At 56.9% G+C, this 23,314-nt stretch carries 25 protein-coding genes and 1 tRNA gene; 22 read left to right on the top strand and 4 right to left on the bottom strand.

Translation table 11 applies throughout. The annotated features are described in order from the left end of the window. Positions 1-12: 12 nt before the first annotated feature. Together HFD87_RS11955 and HFD87_RS11950 are read left to right on the top strand one after the other, a co-directional pair. Positions 13-483: a hypothetical protein gene (locus HFD87_RS11955; protein ID WP_167423473.1), complete on the top strand. Its 471-nt coding sequence runs from the start codon at positions 13-15 to the stop codon at positions 481-483. A gap of 91 nt (positions 484-574) precedes the next feature. After that, positions 575-1,960, top strand: a complete 1,386-nt coding sequence (locus HFD87_RS11950; RefSeq protein WP_167423472.1) for a VasL domain-containing protein — start codon at positions 575-577, stop codon at positions 1,958-1,960. 229 nt (positions 1,961-2,189) lie between these two features. Here HFD87_RS11950 and HFD87_RS11945 read toward each other — a convergent pair. Next, positions 2,190-2,264, bottom strand: a tRNA-Arg gene (locus tag HFD87_RS11945). A gap of 304 nt (positions 2,265-2,568) precedes the next feature. Next, positions 2,569-3,504 carry a formate/nitrite transporter family protein gene (locus HFD87_RS11940; protein ID WP_010671426.1) on the bottom strand — a complete coding sequence of 312 codons (936 nt, stop codon included), beginning with the start codon at positions 3,502-3,504 and terminating at the stop codon, positions 2,569-2,571. A 242-nt stretch (positions 3,505-3,746) separates the two neighbouring features. Here HFD87_RS11940 and ccmA point away from each other — a divergent pair, with 242 nt between their 5' ends. The 10 genes from ccmA (at position 3,747) to mlaA (ending at position 11,628) form a co-directional block, all read left to right on the top strand. Beyond that, a complete protein-coding gene (gene ccmA / locus HFD87_RS11935) occupies positions 3,747-4,364 on the top strand; it encodes a cytochrome c biogenesis heme-transporting ATPase CcmA (RefSeq protein ID WP_022625094.1) in 618 nt (205 codons plus the stop codon). Then, a complete protein-coding gene (ccmB, locus tag HFD87_RS11930) occupies positions 4,364-5,023 on the top strand; it encodes a heme exporter protein CcmB (protein WP_010671428.1) in 660 nt (219 codons plus the stop codon). The genes ccmA and ccmB overlap by 1 nt, the downstream gene beginning before the upstream one ends. A 68-nt stretch (positions 5,024-5,091) precedes the next feature. Beyond that, positions 5,092-5,832: a heme ABC transporter permease gene (locus tag HFD87_RS11925; RefSeq protein ID WP_010257913.1), complete on the top strand. Its 741-nt coding sequence runs from the start codon at positions 5,092-5,094 to the stop codon at positions 5,830-5,832. Continuing rightward, the gene (ccmD, locus tag HFD87_RS11920) at positions 5,829-6,062 is read left to right on the top strand and encodes a heme exporter protein CcmD (RefSeq protein WP_050679683.1); all 234 of its coding nucleotides are present in this window, start codon (positions 5,829-5,831) and stop codon (positions 6,060-6,062) included. Before HFD87_RS11925 ends, ccmD begins: the two co-directional genes overlap by 4 nt. Then, on the top strand, positions 6,059-6,544 hold the full coding sequence (gene ccmE, locus HFD87_RS11915; RefSeq protein ID WP_010671430.1) for a cytochrome c maturation protein CcmE: 486 nt from the start codon (positions 6,059-6,061) through the stop codon (positions 6,542-6,544). The genes ccmD and ccmE overlap by 4 nt, the downstream gene beginning before the upstream one ends. Further along, positions 6,541-8,499, top strand: coding sequence for a heme lyase CcmF/NrfE family subunit (locus HFD87_RS11910; RefSeq protein ID WP_010257919.1), 1,959 nt, complete (start codon positions 6,541-6,543; stop codon positions 8,497-8,499). Before ccmE ends, HFD87_RS11910 begins: the two co-directional genes overlap by 4 nt. Further along, positions 8,496-9,053, top strand: coding sequence for a DsbE family thiol:disulfide interchange protein (locus HFD87_RS11905; RefSeq protein WP_033758516.1), 558 nt, complete (start codon positions 8,496-8,498; stop codon positions 9,051-9,053). The genes HFD87_RS11910 and HFD87_RS11905 overlap by 4 nt, the downstream gene beginning before the upstream one ends. After that, the gene (locus tag HFD87_RS11900) at positions 9,050-9,502 is read left to right on the top strand and encodes a cytochrome c-type biogenesis protein (protein WP_022625093.1); all 453 of its coding nucleotides are present in this window, start codon (positions 9,050-9,052) and stop codon (positions 9,500-9,502) included. Before HFD87_RS11905 ends, HFD87_RS11900 begins: the two co-directional genes overlap by 4 nt. Continuing rightward, entirely contained in the window at positions 9,502-10,713 is a 1,212-nt protein-coding gene (gene ccmI, locus HFD87_RS11895) for a c-type cytochrome biogenesis protein CcmI (protein ID WP_167423471.1), read from the top strand. Before HFD87_RS11900 ends, ccmI begins: the two co-directional genes overlap by 1 nt. 150 nt (positions 10,714-10,863) lie before the next feature. Further along, the gene (mlaA, locus tag HFD87_RS11890) at positions 10,864-11,628 is read left to right on the top strand and encodes a phospholipid-binding lipoprotein MlaA (protein WP_022625091.1); all 765 of its coding nucleotides are present in this window, start codon (positions 10,864-10,866) and stop codon (positions 11,626-11,628) included. 135 nt (positions 11,629-11,763) lie between these two features. Here mlaA and fadL read toward each other — a convergent pair whose 3' ends face one another. After that, complete coding sequence (fadL, locus tag HFD87_RS11885) at positions 11,764-13,047, bottom strand: long-chain fatty acid transporter FadL (protein ID WP_010671434.1); 1,284 nt, start codon at positions 13,045-13,047, stop codon at positions 11,764-11,766. A 358-nt stretch (positions 13,048-13,405) separates the two neighbouring features. Here fadL and HFD87_RS11880 point away from each other — a divergent pair, with 358 nt between their 5' ends. The 4 genes from HFD87_RS11880 (at position 13,406) to sixA (ending at position 17,974) form a co-directional block, all read left to right on the top strand. After that, on the top strand, positions 13,406-13,702 hold the full coding sequence (locus HFD87_RS11880; RefSeq protein ID WP_010671435.1) for a YfcZ/YiiS family protein: 297 nt from the start codon (positions 13,406-13,408) through the stop codon (positions 13,700-13,702). 158 nt (positions 13,703-13,860) lie between these two features. Further along, positions 13,861-15,171: an acetyl-CoA C-acyltransferase FadI gene (gene fadI, locus HFD87_RS11875; protein ID WP_033767497.1), complete on the top strand. Its 1,311-nt coding sequence runs from the start codon at positions 13,861-13,863 to the stop codon at positions 15,169-15,171. Further along, positions 15,171-17,267 (top strand): fatty acid oxidation complex subunit alpha FadJ, encoded by a 2,097-nt coding sequence (fadJ, locus tag HFD87_RS11870; RefSeq protein WP_167423470.1) that lies wholly within the window; start codon positions 15,171-15,173, stop codon positions 17,265-17,267. Before fadI ends, fadJ begins: the two co-directional genes overlap by 1 nt. 224 nt (positions 17,268-17,491) lie before the next feature. Next, on the top strand, positions 17,492-17,974 hold the full coding sequence (sixA, locus tag HFD87_RS11865) for a phosphohistidine phosphatase SixA (RefSeq protein ID WP_010257941.1): 483 nt from the start codon (positions 17,492-17,494) through the stop codon (positions 17,972-17,974). A 29-nt stretch (positions 17,975-18,003) separates the two neighbouring features. Here sixA and smrB read toward each other — a convergent pair whose 3' ends face one another. Beyond that, on the bottom strand, positions 18,004-18,552 hold the full coding sequence (gene smrB, locus HFD87_RS11860) for an endonuclease SmrB (protein WP_010257944.1): 549 nt from the start codon (positions 18,550-18,552) through the stop codon (positions 18,004-18,006). A gap of 159 nt (positions 18,553-18,711) precedes the next feature. On the opposite strand from smrB, the gene prmB reads away from it, so the two are divergent. The 6 genes from prmB to HFD87_RS11830 are packed head-to-tail and all read left to right on the top strand — an operon-like array spanning position 18,712 to position 23,298. Next, positions 18,712-19,644 carry a 50S ribosomal protein L3 N(5)-glutamine methyltransferase gene (gene prmB / locus HFD87_RS11855; RefSeq protein ID WP_010257947.1) on the top strand — a complete coding sequence of 311 codons (933 nt, stop codon included), beginning with the start codon at positions 18,712-18,714 and terminating at the stop codon, positions 19,642-19,644. Positions 19,645-19,689: 45 nt separating this feature from the next. Beyond that, the gene (gene aroC / locus HFD87_RS11850; protein WP_010257950.1) at positions 19,690-20,775 is read left to right on the top strand and encodes a chorismate synthase; all 1,086 of its coding nucleotides are present in this window, start codon (positions 19,690-19,692) and stop codon (positions 20,773-20,775) included. Positions 20,776-20,779: 4 nt separating this feature from the next. Next, positions 20,780-21,604, top strand: coding sequence for a penicillin-insensitive murein endopeptidase (gene mepA / locus HFD87_RS11845; protein WP_010257953.1), 825 nt, complete (start codon positions 20,780-20,782; stop codon positions 21,602-21,604). Between the two features lie 8 nt (positions 21,605-21,612). Beyond that, positions 21,613-22,416: a sulfite exporter TauE/SafE family protein gene (locus HFD87_RS11840; RefSeq protein ID WP_010671439.1), complete on the top strand. Its 804-nt coding sequence runs from the start codon at positions 21,613-21,615 to the stop codon at positions 22,414-22,416. A 19-nt stretch (positions 22,417-22,435) separates the two neighbouring features. Continuing rightward, entirely contained in the window at positions 22,436-22,981 is a 546-nt protein-coding gene (locus HFD87_RS11835) for an elongation factor P hydroxylase (RefSeq protein ID WP_003854284.1), read from the top strand. 32 nt (positions 22,982-23,013) lie between these two features. Beyond that, entirely contained in the window at positions 23,014-23,298 is a 285-nt protein-coding gene (locus tag HFD87_RS11830; RefSeq protein WP_010257960.1) for a YfcL family protein, read from the top strand. Positions 23,299-23,314 lie beyond the last annotated feature (16 nt).

Below are 23,314 nucleotides of genomic sequence, written 5' to 3'. Positions count from 1 at the left end.
CCAGATAATACCATGTCAGTAAAATCACATTTCCTCGAAAAACTACAGGCCAGAAAACCAGCCCCGATCTTGTTTACCAGCAAGAGTCAGGCCGATATTGCGGAGTTTCGCCTGCGAATGGTGCAGCTTCAGGAGCAGATGGATGCGTGGCTGGTGGGTACCGGATTGAATGTGGAAACATTTATCGTCTCTGTTACGGACCTGCTGGCGGCGGACGGGACTTTTGAGCTTGTCGCTATCACCCTGCGTTACGACGACCGGTCTGTAAAATTTATCCCGGTATTTTTGTACGGTCAGGGCGTGACAGGATGCGTGGAAGTGACCCTTTATGCAGAAGGCAGTGTGACGTCTGTGGGGCGCCTTTTCATGCGGGCAGATCATTTCAGTGACTGGTCCTTTACTCCGCCGGGAGCATTATCCCGTCCCGGACAGAGTTTTGATGAAAACACCTTTTTTAGTCTGATTCTGGCGCTTCTGCCATAACTGCTGGTATTGCAGTACCCGTTCCTCTGAATATGCCCGCATAAGCGTTAATCCTCAATTTTTCCGTACGCGTCAAAATGGACAACTGGTCATGGATCACATCCCCCCACATAAAATCAAAACCGGTGGTGACCCGCGCACGCTACCGGATTATGCCGCCCTGCGTGATGAACTGAGTAAGCTGACACATCCGGCTCGCCCGGATGTGAACTGGCGTTATGCCGAAAAACGCTGTCTCTCACTGTTTGAGCAGAATGGTGTGGAGCTACAGACGCTGTCCTGGTACACGCTGGCCCGAACGCAACTGGCTGGTTTATTGGGGCTCAATGAAGGTCTGGCGATACTCGAGGCACTGATAAGCCATCAGTGGGGCGCACTCTGGCCGCAGCCTGTCCATGCCCGCATGAAAATCCTCAGCAGTCTGAGTCAGCGTTTACAGCAACTGATTCGCTCGCTCCCGCTAAATCACAGCGACCTCAGCCAGCTGTATCGGGCGGAGCAACAGCTTACCGCTCTGGGTGAGGTGCTGCAGGGCCTGGAGCTTAAGCATCTGAGCCAGCTCGATACGTTACGTACCTTGATGCACAACAGTGCTGCCAGGCTGGAACACAGCGATGGCATAACCAGCACCAGGCCGGACATTCAGCCAGGTATCAGGTTGCCTGCCACCGCGATGAATAGTGCCGCAGCATCCACGAGGGACCTTGCTGGTAGTCCGCCTGAAGATACGTCAGCAAGCGTAGTGAAGTGGGTTTATGCGGCGCTGCCGGAACACCAGGCGAATGCAGAAGCAATGGCGGCAATGCCCAATCAGGTAAAAAAATGGAAATTCTTCGCTGCCGGGATGTGTACCATGCTGGTGGTAAGCACAGTCACACTATGGAGCTGGCAGTTTCTTAATCGGCCAGTCCCGTTGCAGACTCAGCTTGCAGCCTCACTGGCTCCATTGCCTGCATCTCTCACGCCTGAACAACTGGATATGTGGCGTCAGCAAGCTCCGTTACCACAGGTTTTAATAACACAAACACAGCAGCAGCTTGCCCGGCTGGGTAAATTGCCTCCTGACTGGAATATTGACTACAGTCGACAGTTGCTGGAACAGGTCCGGGTAATTTGGCCGCAGCAGGCTAAGCCACTAATCCAGCAGTGGCAGCAACAGCTTAATGCTGCCGCATTGCCAACAGAACAGCTGAATGGCTGGTCTCAGGGAATGGCGACACTACAAAAACTGAGTGACAGGCTGAACGCACTGGATGGGCAGAAAGGAAAATACCTGACGGTCAGTGAGCTGAAATCAGTCGTTTTTTCCGCTATGCAATCCTTTAATCAATCCATACCGGCTGAAGAGCAGCTAAGGGTATTGTCACAAAATCCGGCAGACGAACCTTTGCCTTCGGCTGCCAGAGCTCAGCTGGAGATGCATCTGAAGCAACTGATAGCCCGTTATGCAGAAATAAAACAGGATGCATTAAAATAAAAAAGATATTTAAAGCACAGGTATCCAGCTAATAACCCAAACCTGGCAGGTCATAATCACAACTCATTCACTGGTGTTCATTGATTTGTCCAAAGAACATAGCCAGGGCCGGCAGATGATTATTGATTCTGAGAAGAAAAAGGGCAAAGGGGGATAGCCGTCAGTAATGGCTTGTTATTGATTATTAAGAGTTTTAATTGATAGGGCGGGTTTAAGTTCAGGGCAGGCCTGGTGTCCCCTGCAGGAATCGAACCTGCAACTAGCCCTTAGGAGGGGCTCGTTATATCCATTTAACTAAGAGGACAGCGGCGCGCAGTATAGCGCAAACAGGCCGTGAGATTCACTACGTCGCCGTCCGTTTGCTCATTCCGCCAGCAATTCCGGTTTTCTGCACGCGCTAACGTTACGTGCAGAAAGCGGAAACAGCTGTACTGAAGTCCGGGATGTCATCCAGACTGAAGCGGCACCCCGACTCTTAAATCTTCACTCCCTCTTTACAGCAGCCACTTCCAGTAAACGTTTTTCAGACGCCCGCCTGGCAAATCGCCTTCAGCAAACAGACCAGAAAGGCAGACAGAGCGGTTCAATCTGCTCTGCCTGCCCTGGATTTACTCAGCCTTTTCCTGCTCTTCGCGCTGGCGACGTTTCTCCTGCTTCTTCTTCTCAGCCTTGGCTTTAGCCACGGCCGCTTCGCTCATGTCGTTGCGGATCTGCGCGTGGCTGATCAGGGCAAAAATCAGCGTGCCGCCGGTAATGTTGCCGAGCAGCGTCGGCAGGGCAAACGGCCAGAAGAATTCATACCAGCTGATGCTGCCATTAAAGACCAGATAGAGCACTTCCACCGATCCCACCACGATATGCGCCAGATCACCCAGCGCAACCAGCCAGGTCATCATCACAATCACCAGCAGTTTGGCACCCCCCGCCGAGGGGAACATCCAGACCATGGTGGCGATAATCCAGCCGGAGATCACTGCATTGGCAAACATCTCGCCGGGCGTATTTTCCATCACCTTCATACTGATGTTGGTAAACGCCTGACGGGTAGCTTCGTCAAATATCGGCATCTCATTAAACGCCAGCGCACCCAGTGCCGTCCCGATCAGGTTACCCAGCAAGACGATGCCCCATAAACGTAATAGCAGAGCGCCGTTACTCCAGGTCGGTTTGTGCATCACCGGCAGGACTGCCGTGACGGTATTTTCGGTAAACAGCTGCTGACGCGCCATGATGACGATAACAAAACCAAAGGTATAACCCAGGTTTTCAAGCAGGAATGCCCCTGGTACGCCATCCAGATGCACCTGAAATATCCCCTTCGCCATCAGCGAGGCGCCCATGGATAAGCCCGCCGCAATGGCTGACCAGAGCAGCGCCATACCGTCGCGCTCCAGCTCTTTTTCCCCATCCTGGCGTATCTCTTCATGGATGGCGGCGGCGCGGGAGGGTAAAGCCTCCTCATCGACTTCGATGTCAGTGCCCTTATCCTTCTCTTCACTCTCGACGTCGTTAGGACCCTGTTCATTACCTGATGAAGGCTTCATATTTTCTCCTGGTGATAGTGCTGTCGCGTAATAAGCGTAGCCGTTTTTTATTTGCCGATAATGTAACGATCGATGCGAATAAGCGTAACAACGTTTTTCGGAACTGCATTTTTATTCAGACTGCGGGCGATACCGCACGAATAAACCCATGGCATCGAAACTGAGCGGTGGCTCACACTTCGGCCCACAGCAACATTGTGGTAATATCCCGGCCACTTTTAGTTGGTGCGATTCCCCCCTCGATGTTGGAAATCATTACGCTCACTTGTGCATACGACGAACGTGCGCTGTTCCGGCAGCTCTCATTTCGCGTCTCTGCAGGCGACATTGTGCAGATTGAAGGTCCCAATGGTGCCGGTAAGACCTCACTCCTGCGCCTGCTGGCTGGCCTGAGCCGTCCTGAACAGGGTGAAATACGCTGGCAGCAGCGGCCAATCCTGCGGCAGCGCGAAGCCTGGCATCAGGCGATGCTCTATCTGGGCCATCATCCCGGTGTCAAAGGCGTGCTTACACCGCTGGAAAATCTGCGTTTCTACCATCCTGATTGCAGTGATGCGCAGATCTTTGCTGCGCTGGAAAGCGTCGATCTCACGGGCGACGAAGAGGTGCCGGTTAGCCGGTTATCGGCGGGCCAGCAGCGTCGGGTAGCGCTGGCGCGGCTGTGGCTCAGCCAGGCCCGCATATGGATTCTCGACGAGCCGCTGACCGCCATCGACAAAGCGGGTGTTAAAAAATTAATGGCGAAATTCGCCCGGCATGCCGATAACGGTGGCGCAGTGATCCTGACAACCCATCAGGATTTGCCCGCGGATGCTGCGCGGGTGCGTAAAATTCGCCTCGGCGACGGGGAGGCAGGCTGATGCTGTTTCGCCTCATCCAGCGTGAATTGCGCATCGCTTTTCGCGGCGGGGCTGATGTGGTCAATCCGCTCTGGTTTTTCCTGATTGTTATTACCCTGTTTCCGCTGGGCATCGGACCTGACCCGCAACAGCTGGCGCGTATTGCACCGGGTGTAGCCTGGGTTGCCGCGCTGCTGGCGTCGCTGCTGGCGCTGGAGCGTCTGTTTCGCGATGACTTCAGCGATGGTTCGCTGGAGCAACTGGTACTGCTGCCGACGCCGCTCCCGGTAACGGTTATCGGTAAAGTAGTGGCGCACTGGCTGGTCACAGGCGTGCCGCTGATAATCCTGTCGCCGCTGGCCGCGCTGCTGCTGTCACTGGATTTTAATGGCTGGCGGGCGATGGCCCTGACGCTGCTGCTCGGCACGCCAACCCTGAGTTTTCTCGGTGCCATTGGTGTAGGTCTCACGGTGGGTTTACGGCGCGGTGGCGTACTGCTTAGCCTGCTGGTGCTGCCGCTGGCTATTCCGGTCTTGATCTTCGCCAGTGCGGCGATGGAGGCGGCCAGTCAGGGGTTGCCGATTAATGGCTATCTGGCGATTCTCGGCGCGATGCTGCTGGGCAGCGCCACGCTCTCCCCGTTTGCCACGGCGGCAGCGCTAAGAATTACTTTGCAATAACAGCCGTTGAAATAACCGCGCGTAAAAGACGCGGCAACACTCTTTTATCGTTAATGTGAGCATTTGATATGTGGAAAGCGTTACATCAGCTGGCCAGGCCCGAACGGCTCTATCAGTTTTCGGGGCGACTGGTGCCGTGGTTCGCCATCTCAGGGCTGGCGGCGTTGCTGCTGGGCTGGGCCTGGGGCTTTGGATTTGCTCCCGCTGACTATCAGCAGGGCGACAGTTTCCGCATCATGTACATTCATGTGCCCGCCGCGATGTGGTCGATGGGCATTTATGCCTCGATGGCCATCGCCGCCTTTATCGGCCTGGTGTGGCAGATGAAAATGGCCGATCTGGTTTCCGCCGCCATGGCACCGGTGGGCGCGGTCTTTACCTTTATTGCGCTGGTCACCGGATCCGCATGGGGTAAGCCGATGTGGGGGACCTGGTGGATCTGGGATGCGCGCCTCACTTCGGAGCTGGTGCTGCTGTTCCTCTATATGGGCGTGATTGCGCTCTGGCACGCTTTTGATGACCGCCGCACTGCAGGGCGGGCCGCGGGTGTTCTCATTCTGGTCGGCGTAGTTAATCTGCCGATCATTCACTTCTCAGTGCAGTGGTGGAATACCCTGCATCAGGGTTCGTCGGGCATTCTCCAGCAGGCGATTGCGCCGGTGATGCGAACGCCGCTGCGCTGGGCAATCATCGGTTATCTGCTGGTATTTATCACGCTGACCCTGATGCGGCTGCGCAACCTGATTCTGTTAACCGAACGTCACCGTCCCTGGGCGATTGATGTGGCGAAGCGGGGAGAGCAGGCATGACACCCGCCTTTTCCTCCTGGCACGCTTTCTTTGAGATGGGGGGCTACGCCTTCTATGTCTGGCTGGCGGTTGCCTGCACGCTGATTCCGCTTGTCGGGCTGACGCTGCATACCCTGTTGCTGCGCCGCCGCCTGCTGGCTGAGATCCGCCAGCACGACGCGCGGGAACGCCGCATCCGGGCAGCGAAATCTAAAAAAGCCGCGGCTGAAGCGGCAGGAGAGACATTGTGAATACCCGTCGACGCAACCGCCTCTATGCGGCAGTGGCGATTCTGCTCGGCCTCGGCCTGGCCACCGCGCTGGTGATGTATGCGCTGCGCTCAAACATCGATCTGTTCTATACCCCAGGTGAAATCCTTTACGGCAAAGGCGAGGCGCACGAGAAGCCCGAAGCGGGCCAGCGGCTGCGCGTCGGCGGCATGGTGATGCCCGGCAGCGTCCGGCGCGATCCGAATACGCTTGCCGTGTCGTTCAAACTTTATGATGCCCGCGGCGTGGTCAGCGTCAGTTTTGAAGGCATCCTGCCGGATCTGTTCCGTGAAGGGCAGGGCGTCGTCGCGCAGGGCGTGCTGGCGGCGGGCAACCAGGTGATCGCCAAAGAAGTCCTGGCGAAACATGATGAGAAATATACGCCGCCGGAGATTGAAGACGCGATGAAGAGTAATCACACCGGCCCGCAGTCGCTGTATCAGGCGGGAAATAAATCATCATGATGCCCGAGATTGGTACTTTTCTGCTCTGCCTGGCGCTGGGGCTCTCCCTGCTGCTGAGCAGCTATCCACTGTGGGGCGCAGTGCGCCAGGATGCCCGCCTGATGGCGATGGCGCGTCCGCTGGCCTGCGGTCTGTTTATCTGCATCGCGGCGGCTTTTGCGCTGCTGGTCTGGGCCTTTATCAGCAACGATTTCACCGTTGCCTATGTCGTTACAAACTCCAACAGCCTGCTGCCGGTTTACTATCGCATTGCTGCCACCTGGGGCGCGCATGAAGGATCGCTGCTGCTGTGGGTGTTGCTGCTCAGCACCTGGACATTAGCGGTGGCGATATTCAGTCGCGGTATGCCGCAGGATGCGCTGGCACGCGTGCTGGCGGTCATGGGCATGATCAATCTCGGCTTCCTGCTGTTTATCCTGCTGACCTCGAATCCATTTGGCCGCACGCTGCCGGACTTTCCGATAGACGGGCACGACCTGAATCCGATGCTGCAGGATATCGGCCTGATCTTCCATCCGCCGCTGCTCTATATGGGCTATGTCGGCTTTTCGGTGGCGTTTGCCTTTGCTATCGCCTCGCTGATGGCCGGACGGCTGGATACGGCCTGGGCGCGCTGGTCGCGTCCCTGGACCACGGCGGCCTGGGTCTTTCTGACGATTGGTATTGTCCTTGGCTCGGCCTGGGCCTATTACGAGCTGGGCTGGGGCGGCTGGTGGTTCTGGGACCCGGTTGAAAATGCGTCGTTTATGCCGTGGCTGGCAGGTACCGCCCTGATGCACTCGCTGGCGGTCACGGAAAAGCGAGGCACCTTTAAGGCCTGGACCGTGCTGCTGGCGATTACCGCGTTTTCGCTGAGCCTGCTGGGGACGTTCCTGGTGCGATCCGGGGTGCTGGTGTCGGTGCATTCCTTCGCCTCGGATCCGGCACGCGGGATGTTTATCCTCGCGTTTCTGGTGATTGTTATCGGCAGTTCGCTCCTTCTCTACGCAATTAAAGGCGGGCAGGTACGTGGCCGGGTGCAGAATGAAACCTGGTCGCGCGAATCGTTTTTGCTGGGTAATAACGTGCTGCTGATTGCCGCGATGCTGGTGGTTCTGCTCGGCACGTTGTTGCCGCTGGTGCACAAGCAACTGGGCCTGGGCAGCATTTCGGTCGGTGAGCCGTTCTTCAACACCATGTTCAGCTGGCTGATGGCGCCGTTTGCGCTGCTGATGGGGATCGGGCCACTGGTGCGCTGGCGTCGCGATGAGCCGCAGAAGCTGGCAAAGCGGCTGGCGCTGGCGCTGATCGTGACCCTGGCCTGTTCCGTCATCATTCCCTGGTGGCTGCAGGATCGCATTGAGGCGATGACCGTGGTTGGCCTGCTGATGTCACTCTGGATTATCGTGCTGACGCTGCTGGAACTGCATGAGCGCGCCACTCACCGTCATCCGTTCTTTGCCGGTTTACGTCACCTGTCGCGCAGTCACTGGGGCATGGTACTGGGCCATCTTGGGGTAGGGGTGACGGTGATCGGTATTGCATTCAGCACCCAGTACAGCGTGGAACGCGATGTGCGGATGAAGGCGGGTGATAGCATCGATATTCATCACTATCACTTTGTCTTCCGCGGCGTGCAGAATCTGCAGGGGCCTAACTACAGCGGTGGCATGGGCATCATCGATGTCACGCGCAACGGCAAACATGAAGCAACGCTGCAGGCAGAGAAACGCTTTTATACGGCCGCCCGCACCATGATGACCGAAGCGGCGATTGATGGGGGTTTCAGCCGCGATCTCTATGCGGCGCTGGGCGAAGAGCTGGAGGATGGCGGCTGGGCCGTGCGCATCTATTACAAACCCTTTGTCCGCTGGATCTGGTTCGGTGGCGCGCTGATGGCGCTGGGTGGGCTGTTCTGCCTGTTTGATCCCCGTTATCGTTCGCGCAAAAAAGCGGGAATTGAGGAGCGGACATGAACAAGAAAATCCTGTTTATTCCCCTGATGCTGTTTCTGTTGCTGGCGGCGGCGCTGCTGTGGCAGCTGACACGTAATGCCGATGGCGACGATCCGACCCGTCTCGAATCCGCTCTGATCGGCAAGCCGGTGCCGCTGTTCCGGCTGGAAGCACTCGATCAGCCAGGCAAAACCTACGACCAGCGCGTGCTGACGGATGGCAAACCGATATTGCTGAACGTCTGGGCGACCTGGTGTCCGACCTGTCGCGCCGAGCATCAGTATCTGAATACGCTGGCGGAGCAGGGCATTCGCGTCGTCGGGCTGAACTACAAAGACGATCGTCACAAGGCGGTTAACTGGCTGAATACGCTGGGCAACCCCTACGCACTAAGCCTCTATGATGGCAACGGCATGCTGGGACTGGATCTCGGCGTCTATGGCGCGCCGGAAACCTTTCTGATCGACGGTAAAGGGATCATCCGTTATCGCCACGCGGGCGATCTCAATGCGCGCGTCTGGGAGCAGGAAGTGAAACCCTTGTGGATGAAATACAGCGCGGAGGCGGGATCATGAGAACGCTGTTACTGCTCTGCGGCCTGCTGTTCAGCATCAACCTGTGGGCAAGCATCGACACGCTGCAATTTGACTCGGTGGCCCAGGAAGAACAATACCGCGACCTGACCGCTTCACTGCGCTGTCCGAAGTGCCAGAACAACAGCATCGCCGACTCAAATGCCATGATTGCCGCCGATATGCGGCTGAAAGTCTATCAGCTGATGAAGCAGGGCCAGAGTCGCCAGCAGATCATCGACTATATGGTGGCGCGTTACGGCAATTTCGTCAGCTATTCGCCACCGGTGACGCCCTCAACCCTGGTTTTGTGGGCTGGTCCGGCGCTGTTTGCGCTGCTGGGCGGCGCGGTGATTATCCTGCGCAGCCGTCAGCGCAAAACCCGCAGTGAGCTGGATGAAGATGAGCAACAGCGTCTTAATGCGCTACTGAAGTCAGACAGGAAGCCGTAATGAGTGCATTTTGGATCCCCCTTTTTCTGTTACTGCTGGCGGCCTGTACGCTGTTTATGGCGGCGGGCTGGCGGCAACGTCAGGCCAGCACAGGCGATCGCGATCGCCTTAATCAGCGCTTCTACCATCAGCGGATAGATGAGCTGGCACAGGATGAAGATCAGGGCGTCGTCGCTGAGCGTCCACTGATGGAGCGGGAGTTACAGCAGACACTGCTGGCGGATATTCCACCGGCACAGACGATGAAATCACACAGCAGCAGCCGCTGGATTTTGCTGCCGGGCCTGATCGTGCTGATTGGGGTATCGCTGGGAACTTACCTGAAAACCGGTGGCCTGGCACAGCTCACGGGCTGGAAGCAGGTGCAGCAGGCGTATCCTGAGCTGCGTGCCCGACTGATGGACCCTGGCGCTAAACCGCTGAGCATGGAGGAGCTGGCGCGTTTACAGCTCGGATTGCGTACCGCGTTGCAAAGGGAACCGGATAATCTGGCTGACTGGACGATGCTGGGACGGCTCGGCATGGTGCTGAATAATGCCGACATCGCCAGCCAGGCATTTGAGCATGCGCTACAGCTTGCTCCCAACGATCTGGCGCTAAAACAGGATTATGCCGAAGTCCTGACGCGATCCCCCGACCCGCAGGATAACCGTCAGGCGTCACTGCTGCTGCAGGCATTGCTTAAAGCGGATCCGCAAAACCTGCGTACGCTGAGCCTGCTGGCATTTAATGCTTACGGACAGCAGCAATATGATCAGGCTATCGACGCATGGCAGACCCTGCTGGGTCTGTTGCCGGCCGGTGATTCGCGACACGCGATGATCGCCCGCAGCATCGAAAAGGCCAGAAGTGCCGCCGGGCAACAGAGTCGTCAACTGGCACTGACCGTGACGCTGACACCTAAGGCAGAAAAAATGTTACCGCAGGACGGAGTGTTGTATATTTCGGTTTCTGACGGTGCTTCACCGGTGCCGGTGGCTGTTAAGCGGATGCCGCTCAGTCACTTCCCGCTGTCGCTGACGCTGGATGACAGCAACGCCATGATGCCGGATCGCCTGCTTTCGGCGCAGCATCAGGTCGAGGTCCGGGTGCGTATCTCCCGCGACGGCAGCGCCAATCCCCGGCCGGGTGACTGGCTGGGCCTGAGCGCAGTGACGCCCTGGGATGGGCATCAGCCGATCGCGGTAGAGATTAATCAGCAGCTTCCCTGAACGCATCAACTGACCGCGTTCAGGATGATGCGTGCCATTGCCTGCTGCCTCTGGCACAAAGTCAGCTATGCTCATCGGGTAAGTCGATACGATACCGGGCTGTGACCTGAACGATGGGTAGACCTTTTTCATCCGCACAGGGAGATTGGAATGAATTATCGCCTGACCAGCCTGGCTGTCGCCAGCGTCCTTCTGGTAGGTTGTGCCAGTTCAAAGCCGGCGAATAGCGATCCTGCTCAGCGCAGCGATCCGTTCGAAGGCTTTAACCGCACGATGTTTAACTTTAACTACAACGTGCTGGATCCGTATGTATTGCGTCCGGTCGCTGTGGCCTGGCGTGATTATGTGCCGGTGCCGGCACGTACCGGCCTGAGCAACTTCCTCGGCAACCTGGAAGAACCTGCCAGCATGGTCAACGCCATCCTGGTCGGCAACGGGCGCGATGCGGGTGTGCACTTTACCCGTTTCTTCCTGAACAGCGTGCTGGGACTGGGCGGTTTCATTGACGTTGCCGGTAAGGCGAATCCGGAACTGGCGCGTGAAGAGCCGCACCGATTCGGTACCACGCTCGGTCACTATGGTGTCGGCTACGGGCCTTACGTTGAGTTGCCTGCTTACGGCAGCTTCACGGTGCGTCAGGATGGCGGCGACTACGTTGATACGCTTTATCCGATACTTGGCTGGCTGACCTGGCCAATGTCGATTGGTAAATGGACGCTTGAAGGGATTGAGACCCGCGCGCAGTTGCTGGACTCTGATGCAATCCTGAAACAGCAGAGCGATCCGTACGCCTTTATCCGTAACGCTTATTTCCAGCGTCACGACTTCCTGGCACGTGGCGGCAAGCTCAAGCCGGAAGATAATCCTAACGCGGCTGCGATTCAGGATGACCTGAAGGATATTGACGCCGAGTAATCGCCCGTGCGGAGCCGCCAGGAATGGCGGTTTTGCGTCTTTGCGCAGGGCGTATGCTCCCTGAGCCATTAAGCGATCCACGGCCACAAAAAAGGGCGACTCACCAGAGTCGCCCTTTTTGATCGTAACATCCGGTCAGAACTTATAGTTAAAGTTCGCGCCGTAGAGCCAGGCCTTGCCTTCAGAGGTAAAGGTATAAGGACCTTCTTTCACCGTCACTTTCTGTCCGTGCATATAAGAGATGCCTAAATCCACCGAGGCATCATCGTTAAAGGCGTACGAAGTACCGGCACTCAGCCATAAACGATCCTGGTCCGGGATGGAGATAGAGCGCTTATCGGCCGGAACCGGGCTGTCATCAAATGCAATACCGGTACGGAACGTCCAGTTCTTGTCGTAGGAATAGGTCGTACCCAGTGCAATGCGGTAGGCATCGTGGAAGCTTTCATCTTTATAGAACAGCGTCTGGCCGTTAGAGCCAGTGGCTTTCAGCTCCTGGAACTGGCTCCAGCTGGTGTAAGCCATGCTGTAGTGAACCGCCCACTGCGGTGCCACTTTATGCCAGCCCGACACTTCCCACATCTCTGGCAGATTCAGCGTTAACGCGCCTGGAACGGTGGTGCCGTTGGTGCCAAAAGGTACGCCTGACACTTCCGGATTATTCACCGCATTCAGCCGGGATGAGAGATTACTTTTGTAATCGCCATCAAAATCAACTTTCACTTCTGAACGATAGGTAAAGCCGAAGCGGTTATTTTCATCCACTTCATACAGGATGCCAGCATTCCAGCCGTAGCCCCACTCATCGCCTTTCAGATGGGCAACCTGCGTATCAGCCGGAACCCCCAGACGCGCGCCTGACTCACCGGCATAACGCTCAATTTTGGCTTTAGCGTAAACCGCATCAAAACCGATGCCTGCACTAAAATGTTCATTAAACCGATAAGCGGTGCTGAGATTTAAATTGCCGGTCATCAGGTCAGTTTTACCGCCGTAACCGCCAGCGGTGTAGCCATTATTAAACTCTGTTGCTAAGCCGTAGTTTGAGGTTGCAGATGCGCCAATCCACCACTGATCGTTGATGGGCTGGACGTAATGAATATTGGGTACCCACTGATTAGGGGCAATATTATTCGCATCCAGGCTGCGGCCACTGGGACTGCGACCACTGATATTTACATCCGGCGCAATATAGACAGCCCCGATAGAAAATTCCGGGCGATCCATTAACGCCATTGTCGCCGGGTTACGGCTGGCAGACGCCGCGGTATCACCCATTGCCCCTTCGCCTGAATATGCGCGACCTAAACCAATCGAAGAGAATTCATTTAACTGAAACCCAGCAGCGTAAACGTGGGAAGAGACAAGCGCCACTGCAGCCGCCACGGCTGACTTTGCAAACAGGTTTTTATGGTTCATGACCACAACCTCATGTGAATTATTATTTAACGCTATAACGTCGCGTAACAAAGGACGGCGGATTGTAGGGACTGATGTAAAGCGCACATATCAGACCAGTGCGGAGAGTATAGGTCCGACCTGTGTGCATGTTGCAATATTGTTTTTAAAATATTTCAGGTTTGATCGCTTAAAATTCGATCTGCATAACAAAAAGCCCCTGATCCTGGACAGCATAACCATTCCAGTTTGTTCTGGATCAATTTTTATTGTGATATTCGTCACTTAGCAACAGGTGCGTGGCGCATCTTTCAGCGAGCAGGTAAGATTTCGTCCATAAAATCGCTCAACCTATGCAATTGCTGGTCTGGAGAATGAAATGACTGATGCCATTAAAAAATGCAGTGCGACCGAAACCGCAGCCTGTTGTTGTGTTGATGTCGGCACGGTAATGGATAACACCGATTGCACCGCCAGCTGGTCAGAATGGTTTGCTCAGCGTGCCGATGCGGAAGCGAAATTAGCGCAACTGACCGAACGTGCCCGCGAGGTTGAATCAGAACCCTGTCTGATTGAATCGCGCTTCAGCGAAGTGGATCAGGGAGTGCAGCTGGATATCGATTTCACCTTCAGTTGCCAGGCTGAAACCATGATTTTTCAGCTCGGTTTGCGTTAAGTCCCATTACGCCGCGTCACTGCGGCGTTTTTCATTTTCGTGTTTCCCTTCGCACTTTTTCCCTTCCGATATTGGCGGCTCACCCGCTTGTGGTTAACACTGATCAGGTCAGACCTCTTCAGGCAATGATGCCACAGTCCCAGCCACAGGTGAGAACAATGAGCAAAGCGCAGCCGCTGCTGACGCGTGATGGTGAACGCATCGCAATAACCCACGGATTACGCACCCCTTTCTTACGCCAGGCGACCGGCTTCCATGGCATTCCCGCCATTGAGCTGGGACGTATGGTGGTCAGCGAATTAATGGCGCGCAGTGAACTGCCGGCTGAGGTGATCGAGCAACTGGTCTTTGGGCAGGTGGTGCAGATGCCGGAAGCGCCGAACATTGCGCGTGAAATTGTATTAAGCAGCGGGTTGAGTGTGCATACCGATGCCTACAGCGTCAGCCGTGCCTGCGCCACCAGCTTTCAGGCGGTAGCGAATGTGGCAGAAAGTCTGCTGGCGGGCACCATCTCTGCCGGTATCGCCGGTGGCGCAGACTCTTCGTCGGTGTTGCCGATTGGGGTCAGTAAAACGCTGGCCCGCGCGCTGGTGGATCTCAATAAAGCCCGTAGCTTCGGTCAAAAACTGCACATCCTGCGGCGTCTGCGTCCGCGTGATCTGCTGCCGGTCCCGCCCGCAGTGGCGGAGTATTCGACCGGCCTGCGCATGGGCGACACTGCGGAGCAGATGGCTAAGAGTCACGGCATCACGCGCGAAGCACAGGATGCGCTGGCGCTGCGATCCCATCAGCATGCCGCCAGAGCCTGGCAATCCGGGGTACTGAATCAGGAAGTCATGGCAGCCTTTGTGCCGCCGTGGAAAAGCGCCATCGATCAGGACAATAACGTGCGGATGAATGCCAAAGCGGAGGATTACGCCCGACTGCGTCCGGCATTTGATCGCCAGCACGGCAGCGTCACCGCGGCCAACAGCACGCCTCTCACCGACGGCGCGGCGGCAGTGATTCTGATGCGCGAGGGCCGCGCCCGTGAACTGGGCATCAGGCCGCTGGGCTATCTGCGCAGCTACGCCTTTACCGCTATTGGTGTGCAGCAGGATATGCTGCTGGGCCCGGCTTACGCTTCACCACTGGCACTGGATCGCGCCGGCATAACCCTGGCCGATCTGACGCTGATCGATATGCATGAAGCTTTTGCTGCCCAGACGCTGAGCAACCTGCACATGTTTCGCGACGAGCGCTTTGCCCGTGAGGTGCTGAATCGGCCACATGCGCTAGGCGAAGTGAATGAAGAGCGCTTTAACGTGCTGGGCGGATCGATCGCCTATGGTCATCCTTTTGCCGCCACGGGTGCGCGCATGATCACCCAGACGCTGAATGAATTACGCCGTCGCGGTGGCGGGTTAGGACTGGTCACGGCCTGCGCGGCAGGCGGCCTGGGTGCGGCAATGATTCTGGAGGCCGAATAATGGAGCAGAATGCGTTTCATCTGAAGATGCGACTGGATCACGTCGGCATCATTACGATCGATGTCCCTGGTGAGAAGATGAACACCCTGAAAGCGGAATTTGCCGGGCAGATCACCGCCATCATTGCGGAAGCGCGACGCGATCCGCAACTGGCTGGCCTGGTGCTGATTTCCGGCAAAGCGGACAACTTCATCGCGGGCGCAGACATCAGCATGATTGACCGCTGTAAGAGCGCGCAGGAAGCCGAAGCGCTGGCAAAACAGGGCCAGGAAGTAATGGCTGCGCTCGACGCGCTGCCGTTCCCGGTGGTCGCGGCAATCCACGGCACCTGCCTCGGTGGCGGGCTGGAACTGGCGCTGGCCTGTGATGCCCGTATCTGCTCGCTGGATGATAAAACCCGCCTCGGTTTGCCGGAAGTGCAACTCGGCTTACTGCCAGGCTCTGGCGGCACTCAGCGGCTGCCACGCTTAATCGGCGTGCAGCAGGCGCTGCCACTGATTCTGACCGGCAAAGCTCTGCGGGCGAAACAGGCCCGTAAGCTGGGCGTGGTCGATGACGCGGTGCCGCAGGCGATTCTGCTGGAGACCGCCATTGCCCGGGTGAAAAAGGGCAAGGTTAGTGGACGAACGCTGCCGCTGCGCGATCGCCTGCTACATGGGCCGGTTGGCCGTCAGGCGCTGTTTGCGCTGGCGACCCGAAAGACCGCAGCCAAAACGCAGGGTAACTATCCGGCAGCAAAACGCATTATTGAGGTGGTGCGCATCGGGCTGGAGCAGGGCAGTCGGGCCGGACATGAGGCTGAAGCGCGCGCTTTTGGTGAGCTGGCGATGACGCCAGAATCTGTTGCGCTGCGCGGGATCTTTTTCGCGACTACGGCTATGAAAAAGGAGCGGGGCGGTGAAGCGGAACCCGGCACCGTTAAGCGTGTTGGTATCCTCGGCGGCGGCCTGATGGGCGGCGGCATCGCCAGCGTCACTGCAATCAACGCCGGGTTGCCGGTACGCATTAAAGATATCAGCCTGGAAGGGGTGAACCATGCGCTGAAAACCAGCTGGGAACTGCTGAGCAAAAAGGTTAAACGCCGCCAGCTCACTCCGGCACAGCGTCAGCAGCAGATGGCACGTATCACGGGCGGCATCGATTATCAGGGCTTCTCACAGCGCGACGTGGTAATTGAAGCCGTATTCGAAGATTTAGCCCTGAAGCAGCAGATGGTCAGCGAAGTGGAGGCACACTGTCAGCCGCATACGCTGTTTGCCTCAAATACCTCTTCGCTGCCGATTGAGGCGATCGCCGCCGGCGCCCAGCGTCCTGAGAACGTCATCGGGCTGCACTATTTCAGTCCGGTAGAGAAAATGCCGCTGGTGGAGGTGATTCCTCATCTGAATACCTCTACCGCGACGCTGGTGACGATTGTGGCGCTGGCGCGCAGCCAGGGTAAAACTCCGATTGTGGTGGCGGACAAGCCTGGCTTCTATGTTAACCGCATCCTGACGCCCTATATAAATGAAGCGATGCGCTGCCTGCTGGAGGGCGAACCGATTGACCATATTGATCGGGCGCTGGTGAAGTTTGGTTTCCCGGTCGGCCCGATTCAGCTGCTGGATGAGGTCGGTATCGACGTTGGCAGCAAAATCAGCCCCATCCTGTATCAGGCTTATGGTGAACGCTTTGCCGCCCCCGCTGCTTTTGATGCGGTGCTGAAAGATGGCCGCAAGGGGCGTAAAAACAGTAAAGGCTTTTATCGCTATGACCAGCCGCGCTGGCAGCGTAAAAAACCGGACGCTTCGCTGTATACGTTGCTGAAAGTCTCGCCGCAGGCCAGGCAGAGTGAAGCGCAGATTGCTGAACGCTGCGTGATGATGATGCTGAACGAAGCGGCTCGCTGTCTTGATGAGCAGGTGGTTCGCTGCGCCCGCGATGGGGATATCGGTGCGGTGTTTGGCATCGGCTTTCCGCCTTTCTTAGGCGGCCCGTTCCACTACATGGACAAACTGGGCGCGGCGGACGTGGTCAACAGATTAACCCGGCTTGCGCAGCAGCATGGCGAACGATTCACACCCTGTGAGGCGCTCATTCAGGCGGCTGCAAAATAGACGAAATTTTACATTTCTGCTGAAAATGGAATAACCAATCCGATTCAGCGGCTTAGAAAAGCGCCGCCAGAGTGTGCGACGCAGCATGATTCTGAGAAGTGCTTATTTAATAAACAACCGGTTGACTATACTAAAGCCATTAGGGTAAAACACAGCGTTCATTCGCAGAGTGAAGAGTCAGGCGCTACGCGTCGGGCGATGTCGACAAACAACAGCGGTGCTTTATGCAAGTTTTTATCATGCGTCACGGCGATGCGGCTCTGGAAGCAGCCAGTGATTCAGTCAGGCCTTTAACCTTATGTGGCTGCAATGAATCACGTCAGATGGCCAACTGGCTTAACAGCCAGACGCCGGACATTGAGCGTGTCCTGGTGAGTCCCTATTTACGCGCGCAGCAAACGCTCGCGACCGTGCGTGAAGCCTTTCCCCTGCCGGAAAGCCAGGACGTTCTGCCGGAATTAACGCCGGGCGGCGATCCGGAGATGGTCGGGTGCTATCTGCAGGCCCTGGCGAATGAAGGGGTGAAATCGGCTCTGGTGATCTCACATTTACCGTTGGTGGGGTATTTAGTCTCTGAACTGTGCCCGCAGGAAGCACCGCCAATGTTTGCCACTTCCGCTATTGCCTGCGTGGAATTCGATCCCGCGGCGAGTGCCGGTAAACTGCTGTGGCAGGTCAGTCCCAAAAAGCTGGCTAAAGCAATCTGACGTCTGTGGGCCGATCATTCCGGCCCCTCTCAGGGCAATTCAGGCGGTTGCCACTCCTCAATCTCAATCAAAACCAGCAGCGCGGCGTCACCGCCGAACATTTTGGGTGCCTGATGAAAAGCCATCACCCACGGATGCTGGGCCAGCCACAGCGGCGTCTGCTGCTTCAGGATATGCTTTCCATGACCGGTCATGACGCTGGCGCAGAACAGATGTTCACGGCGGCAGGCGGCGATCAGTGCCCCCAGTTCCTGCTTGGCCTGCTGCTGCGTTAAGCCGTGCAGATCGAGGAAAATCTCTGGCGTATAGTCGCCACGACGTAATTTTTTCAGCTCAAAATGGCTGACATCGGCGCGCACATAACGGGTGGCACCTTCCGTTGAGAGCAGTGGCTGAAACTCATCCGAAAAGTAATGACTGTTGTCCGCCTGCTCTGAAAGCAGACGCTTTACCGGGATGTGGCGGGTTTTAACCGGCGCTTTGTGGACAAACGTGTCCTGTTTTAACTGGCGTGTACCCGTCATCAACTGGCGAAACAGCGCCTGGTCATCCGGGCTTAGTGGTGTTTTTTTACTCATGGCAGGTCAGTCATATCAGAAAAGGCTGTCACACAGCAGAGCCGATACCTTACCGTTAAGCGTCATTAAATGTCAGCTTTTTCACCTCGCTGCGCTGAATTCTCCCCGGCTTCATGGCACACTACTGGCCGATTTAGCAAAAGGCCTGCGGAGGGCTACGTGGACAAAATTTTCGTCGATGAGGCAGTGAACGAGCTGCACACCATTCAGGACATGCTGCGCTGGGCGGTAAGCCGCTTTTCCGCTGCCGGAATCTGGTACGGACATGGCACAGACAATCCCTGGGACGAAGCCGTTCAACTGGTCCTGCCGTCACTCTGGCTGCCGCTGGATATTCCTGAAGATATGCGCAATGCGCGTCTGACCGCCAGCGAACGTCTTCTGATCGTTGAGCGCGTCATTCGTCGCGTTAACGAGCGCATTCCGGTCGCCTATCTGACCAATAAAGCCTGGTTCTGCGGCCACGAGTTCTTTGTTGATGAGCGCGTGCTGGTGCCGCGTTCACCGATTGGCGAACTGATTGAGAACCGCTTTGCCGGTCTGGTCAGCACGCCACCTCATCATATTCTGGATATGTGTACCGGCAGCGGCTGCATCGCGATTGCCTGCGCCTATGCCTTCCCGGAAGCGGAAGTGGACGCGGTGGATATCTCTACCGGTGCGCTGGCGGTTGCCGAGCAGAACATTGAAGAACATGGTCTGATTCATCAGGTTACGCCGATTCGCGCTGACCTGTTCCGCGAATTGCCACCGCTGAAATATGATCTGATCGTCACCAATCCGCCGTATGTTGATGCGGAAGATATGGATGATCTGCCGAACGAATATCGCCACGAACCGGAGCTGGGGCTGGCGGCAGGCAGCGACGGCCTGAAGCTGGTACGCCGCATTCTGGCCTGTGCACCAGATTATCTCAGCGAGCAGGGCGTCCTGGTCTGCGAAGTGGGCAACAGCATGGTGCACATGATCGAGCAGTATCCCGACGTGCCCTTTACCTGGCTGGAATTCGACAACGGCGGTGACGGCGTCTTTACGCTGACGCGCCAGCAGATTGTCGACGCAAAACACCATTTCTCTTTTTACAAAGACTAAAAGTGGGGCGAAGCATCGCCCTCCGAACCCTGAGAAGGAAACAGCATGGCCGGAAACAGCATCGGGCAATTTTTTCGAGTAACGACCTTTGGCGAGTCCCATGGGCTTGCGCTGGGCTGTATCGTTGACGGCGTGCCGCCAGGCATCCCGCTGACCGAAGCGGATATTCAGCATGACCTCGATCGCCGTCGTCCTGGCACATCGCGCTATACCACGCAGCGCCGCGAGCCGGATCAGGTGAAAATTTTGTCCGGCGTCTTTGAGGGTGTGACCACCGGTACTTCGATTGGCCTGCTGATTGAAAATACCGATCAGCGTTCGCAGGATTACGGCGCTATCAAAGATCTCTTCCGTCCGGGCCATGCTGATTACACCTACGAGCAGAAATATGGTCAGCGCGACTACCGTGGCGGTGGACGCTCGTCGGCGCGCGAAACCGCGATGCGCGTGGCGGCCGGTGCGATTGCCAAGAAATACCTGCAGATGAAACACGGTGTTGTGGTGCGCGGCTATCTGTCACAGATTGGTGACATCGCCTGTGAGCTGAAAGACTGGAGCATCGTGGAAGAGAATCCGTTCTTCTGCCCGGATGCGGACAAGCTGGAGGCGCTGGATGAACTGATGCGCGGCCTGAAAAAAGAGGGCGACTCCATTGGCGCTAAAGTCACGGTCATGGCAGATCACGTGCCGCCAGGCCTGGGCGAGCCGGTATTTGACCGGCTGGATGCCGATCTGGCACATGCGCTGATGAGCATCAATGCCGTTAAAGGCGTTGAAATCGGCGACGGCTTTGCGGTGGTTAACCAGCGCGGCAGCCAGCATCGCGACGAGATCCGCCACGATGGTTTCCAGAGCAACCACGCCGGGGGGATTCTGGGCGGCATCAGCAGCGGCCAGACCATCAGCGCCAATCTGGCGATGAAACCAACCTCCAGCATCACCGTGCCGGGTAAAACTATTACCCGCGACGGCGAAGAAGTGGAGATGATCACCAAAGGCCGCCACGATCCCTGCGTCGGGATCCGCGCAGTGCCGATCGCCGAGGCGATGATGGCGATCGTCCTGATGGATCATCTGCTGCGCCAGCGGGCGCAGAACGGTGACGTTAACAGCTCCGTACCGCGCTGGTGATGCCATGAAGGCTCTTCTGCTTACCCTGAGTGCGCTGTTGATCAGCGCCTCCAGCCTGGCGGCGACGCCGTGGCAACGCATCCAGCAGCCGATCACTGGCGCACCGCAGTCAATCGGTGGCTTTGCCAACGGCTGTATTGTTGGCGCCGAGGCGCTGCCGCTGAATTCACCGCACTATCAGGTGATGCGTCAGGATCAGCGGCGCTACTTTGGTCATCCCGATCTGATTCAGTTTATTCAGCGTCTCAGTACGCAGGTGCATAACCTGCAACTGGGCAACGTGCTGATTGGTGACATGGGCATGGCAGCAGGCGGACGTTTCAGCAGTGGTCACGCCAGCCATCAGACCGGACTGGATGTCGATATCTGGCTGCAACTGCCGAAAACCCGCTGGAGCGCCCAGCAACTGCTGAAGCCGCAACCGCTCGATCTGGTCGGGCCGGGTGACAAAAATGTGATTGCGCGTCACTGGCAGCCAGAAATTGATAGCCTGATTAAACTGGCCGCCAAAGATGATGATGTGACACGGATCTTCGTCAATCCGGCGATTAAAAAGCAGCTTTGTGCCGATGCAGGTAACGATCGTGACTGGCTGCGTAAAGTGCGCCCGTGGTTTGCTCACCGTGCCCATATGCATGTGCGCCTGCGCTGCCCGGCGGGCAGTATCGGCTGTGAAGATCAGCCTGCACCGCCTGCTGGCGATGGCTGTGGCGCAGAGCTGCAGAGCTGGTTCCTGCCAAAACAGCCTGGCTCGGGCGCGCCGGTGAAACGTGAGCCGCCGCCATTACCGCCTGCCTGTCAGGCCCTGCTGGATAAACATCTACTGTAAGGGATTCCATGGATTGGTTTGTGGTCAGCCCGCTGCTCGTCGGGCTGCTATTTTTAATCGCCATGCTCGCCGGTTTTATTGATTCAATCGCGGGTGGCGGGGGATTACTTACGGTACCTTCGTTGCTGGCGGCGGGCCTCTCTCCGGCCCAGGCGCTGGCGACCAATAAACTGCAATCGGTCGGCGGATCGTTTTCCGCCAGTCTCTACTTTATCCGGCGTGGTGCGGTCAATCTGAATGAACAGTGGCTGAACATTGCCATGACGCTGCTGGGTTCCGTGCTGGGCGCGATACTGATTCAGCGCCTGCAGGCGGATTTCCTGCGCCAGATGCTGCCGCTGTTTTTAATCGCTATCGGTCTGTGGTTCCTGCTGATGCCGCGACTCGGCGAAGTGGATCGCGCGCGCCGTCTGCAGGGTCTGGCCTTTGCCCTGGTCGGCGGCGGGGCTGTGGGGTTCTATGACGGATTTTTCGGACCGGGTGCAGGATCTTTTTATGCGCTGGCTTTCGTCACGCTCTGCGGCTACAACCTTGCCAAAGCGACCGCCCATGCCAAGGTCCTCAACTTCACCTCGAACCTCGGCAGCCTGCTGTTCTTTATGTTCGGCGGCAAAGTAGTGTGGGGAACCGGCCTGATCATGATGCTCGGCGCTTTCTGCGGCGCGCGTCTGGGCGCAAGACTGGTGCTGAGCCGCGGACAGAAGCTGATCCGTCCGATGGTGGTGATTGTGTCTGCCGTCATGAGCATTAAATTACTGTGGGACAGCCATGGCAGCGCCGTTATGGCCTGGCTTGCCACGCTGCAATCGTAACCTAAAACCTGATACCGTCATGAACCCGACTCATCATTATGAACAGCTGATCACGCTGTTTGATCGCTGTTTCAGCGATGAATTTCAGACCCGTCTAATTAAAGGCGATGATGAACCGATCTATCTTCCTGCTGATGCTGAATCGCCGTGGAATCGTGTGGTCTTTGCTCACGGCTTCTACGCCAGCGCCCTGCATGAGATCTCTCACTGGTGCATCGCCGGTGAAGCGCGCCGCAAACTGGTCGATTTTGGCTACTGGTACTGTCCGGATGGCCGCGATGCGCTGACCCAGAGTCAGTTTGAAGCGGTGGAAGTGAAGCCACAGGCGCTGGAGTGGATGTTTTGTACGGCGGCAGGCTTTCCCTTCAACGTGAGTTGTGACAATCTCGACGGGGATTGTGAGCCGGATCGCATTGCGTTCCAGCGTAAAGTGCATGCTCAGGTCATGAGCTATCTGACGTCGGGCATTCCCGACCGTCCCGCGCGTTTTATTACCGCCCTGGCGGAATTTTATGGCAGGCCTTCATTAACAGCATCGCAGTTTCCCTGGCCGGACGATCTGTGATGCAGAAAGGCATTATTAAAAGAGGAATTGAGATGATCGCAGAATTTGAAGCGCGTATTCTGGCCCTGATTGACGACATGGTCGAGCATGCCAGTGACGATGAGCTGTTCGCCAGCGGTTATCTGCGCGGGCATCTGACACTGGCCGTCGCTGAAGTGGAGCAACTGGGCGAACATACGCCAGAAGCGCTGCAGATTCAGGTGACCCGCAGTCTGCAAAATGCCATTGCTGCCGGAGAACTCTCGCCGCGCGATCAGGCATTAGTGGTCGGGATGTGGGATAACCTGTTTGTTCAGGCACGCCAGCTCTCCGCGTAGTGGTGCAGGGCGGCGT

Source organism: Pantoea sp. EKM21T (genome assembly GCF_011800405.1).
Classification (GTDB): domain Bacteria; phylum Pseudomonadota; class Gammaproteobacteria; order Enterobacterales; family Enterobacteriaceae; genus Pantoea; species Pantoea agglomerans.
This window is presented reverse-complemented; position numbering and strand designations above follow the sequence as displayed.

Coding starts and splice junctions, on each gene's coding strand:
- HFD87_RS11950 (WP_167423472.1), top strand. CDS start 575: ATGGATCACATCCCCCCACATAAAATCAAAACCGGTGGTGACCCGCGC.
- mepA (WP_010257953.1), top strand. CDS start 20,780: ATGAAGGCTCTTCTGCTTACCCTGAGTGCGCTGTTGATCAGCGCCTCC.
- HFD87_RS11925 (WP_010257913.1), top strand. CDS start 5,092: ATGTGGAAAGCGTTACATCAGCTGGCCAGGCCCGAACGGCTCTATCAG.
- fadI (WP_033767497.1), top strand. CDS start 13,861: ATGAGCAAAGCGCAGCCGCTGCTGACGCGTGATGGTGAACGCATCGCA.
- HFD87_RS11940 (WP_010671426.1), bottom strand. CDS start 3,504: ATGAAGCCTTCATCAGGTAATGAACAGGGTCCTAACGACGTCGAGAGT.
- HFD87_RS11905 (WP_033758516.1), top strand. CDS start 8,496: ATGAACAAGAAAATCCTGTTTATTCCCCTGATGCTGTTTCTGTTGCTG.
- HFD87_RS11835 (WP_003854284.1), top strand. CDS start 22,436: ATGAACCCGACTCATCATTATGAACAGCTGATCACGCTGTTTGATCGC.
- sixA (WP_010257941.1), top strand. CDS start 17,492: ATGCAAGTTTTTATCATGCGTCACGGCGATGCGGCTCTGGAAGCAGCC.
- HFD87_RS11910 (WP_010257919.1), top strand. CDS start 6,541: ATGATGCCCGAGATTGGTACTTTTCTGCTCTGCCTGGCGCTGGGGCTC.
- HFD87_RS11955 (WP_167423473.1), top strand. CDS start 13: ATGTCAGTAAAATCACATTTCCTCGAAAAACTACAGGCCAGAAAACCA.
- ccmD (WP_050679683.1), top strand. CDS start 5,829: ATGACACCCGCCTTTTCCTCCTGGCACGCTTTCTTTGAGATGGGGGGC.
- ccmB (WP_010671428.1), top strand. CDS start 4,364: ATGCTGTTTCGCCTCATCCAGCGTGAATTGCGCATCGCTTTTCGCGGC.
- ccmI (WP_167423471.1), top strand. CDS start 9,502: ATGAGTGCATTTTGGATCCCCCTTTTTCTGTTACTGCTGGCGGCCTGT.
- aroC (WP_010257950.1), top strand. CDS start 19,690: ATGGCCGGAAACAGCATCGGGCAATTTTTTCGAGTAACGACCTTTGGC.
- HFD87_RS11900 (WP_022625093.1), top strand. CDS start 9,050: ATGAGAACGCTGTTACTGCTCTGCGGCCTGCTGTTCAGCATCAACCTG.
- mlaA (WP_022625091.1), top strand. CDS start 10,864: ATGAATTATCGCCTGACCAGCCTGGCTGTCGCCAGCGTCCTTCTGGTA.
- smrB (WP_010257944.1), bottom strand. CDS start 18,552: ATGAGTAAAAAAACACCACTAAGCCCGGATGACCAGGCGCTGTTTCGC.
- fadJ (WP_167423470.1), top strand. CDS start 15,171: ATGGAGCAGAATGCGTTTCATCTGAAGATGCGACTGGATCACGTCGGC.
- HFD87_RS11840 (WP_010671439.1), top strand. CDS start 21,613: ATGGATTGGTTTGTGGTCAGCCCGCTGCTCGTCGGGCTGCTATTTTTA.
- HFD87_RS11880 (WP_010671435.1), top strand. CDS start 13,406: ATGACTGATGCCATTAAAAAATGCAGTGCGACCGAAACCGCAGCCTGT.
- HFD87_RS11830 (WP_010257960.1), top strand. CDS start 23,014: ATGATCGCAGAATTTGAAGCGCGTATTCTGGCCCTGATTGACGACATG.
- fadL (WP_010671434.1), bottom strand. CDS start 13,047: ATGAACCATAAAAACCTGTTTGCAAAGTCAGCCGTGGCGGCTGCAGTG.
- ccmA (WP_022625094.1), top strand. CDS start 3,747: ATGTTGGAAATCATTACGCTCACTTGTGCATACGACGAACGTGCGCTG.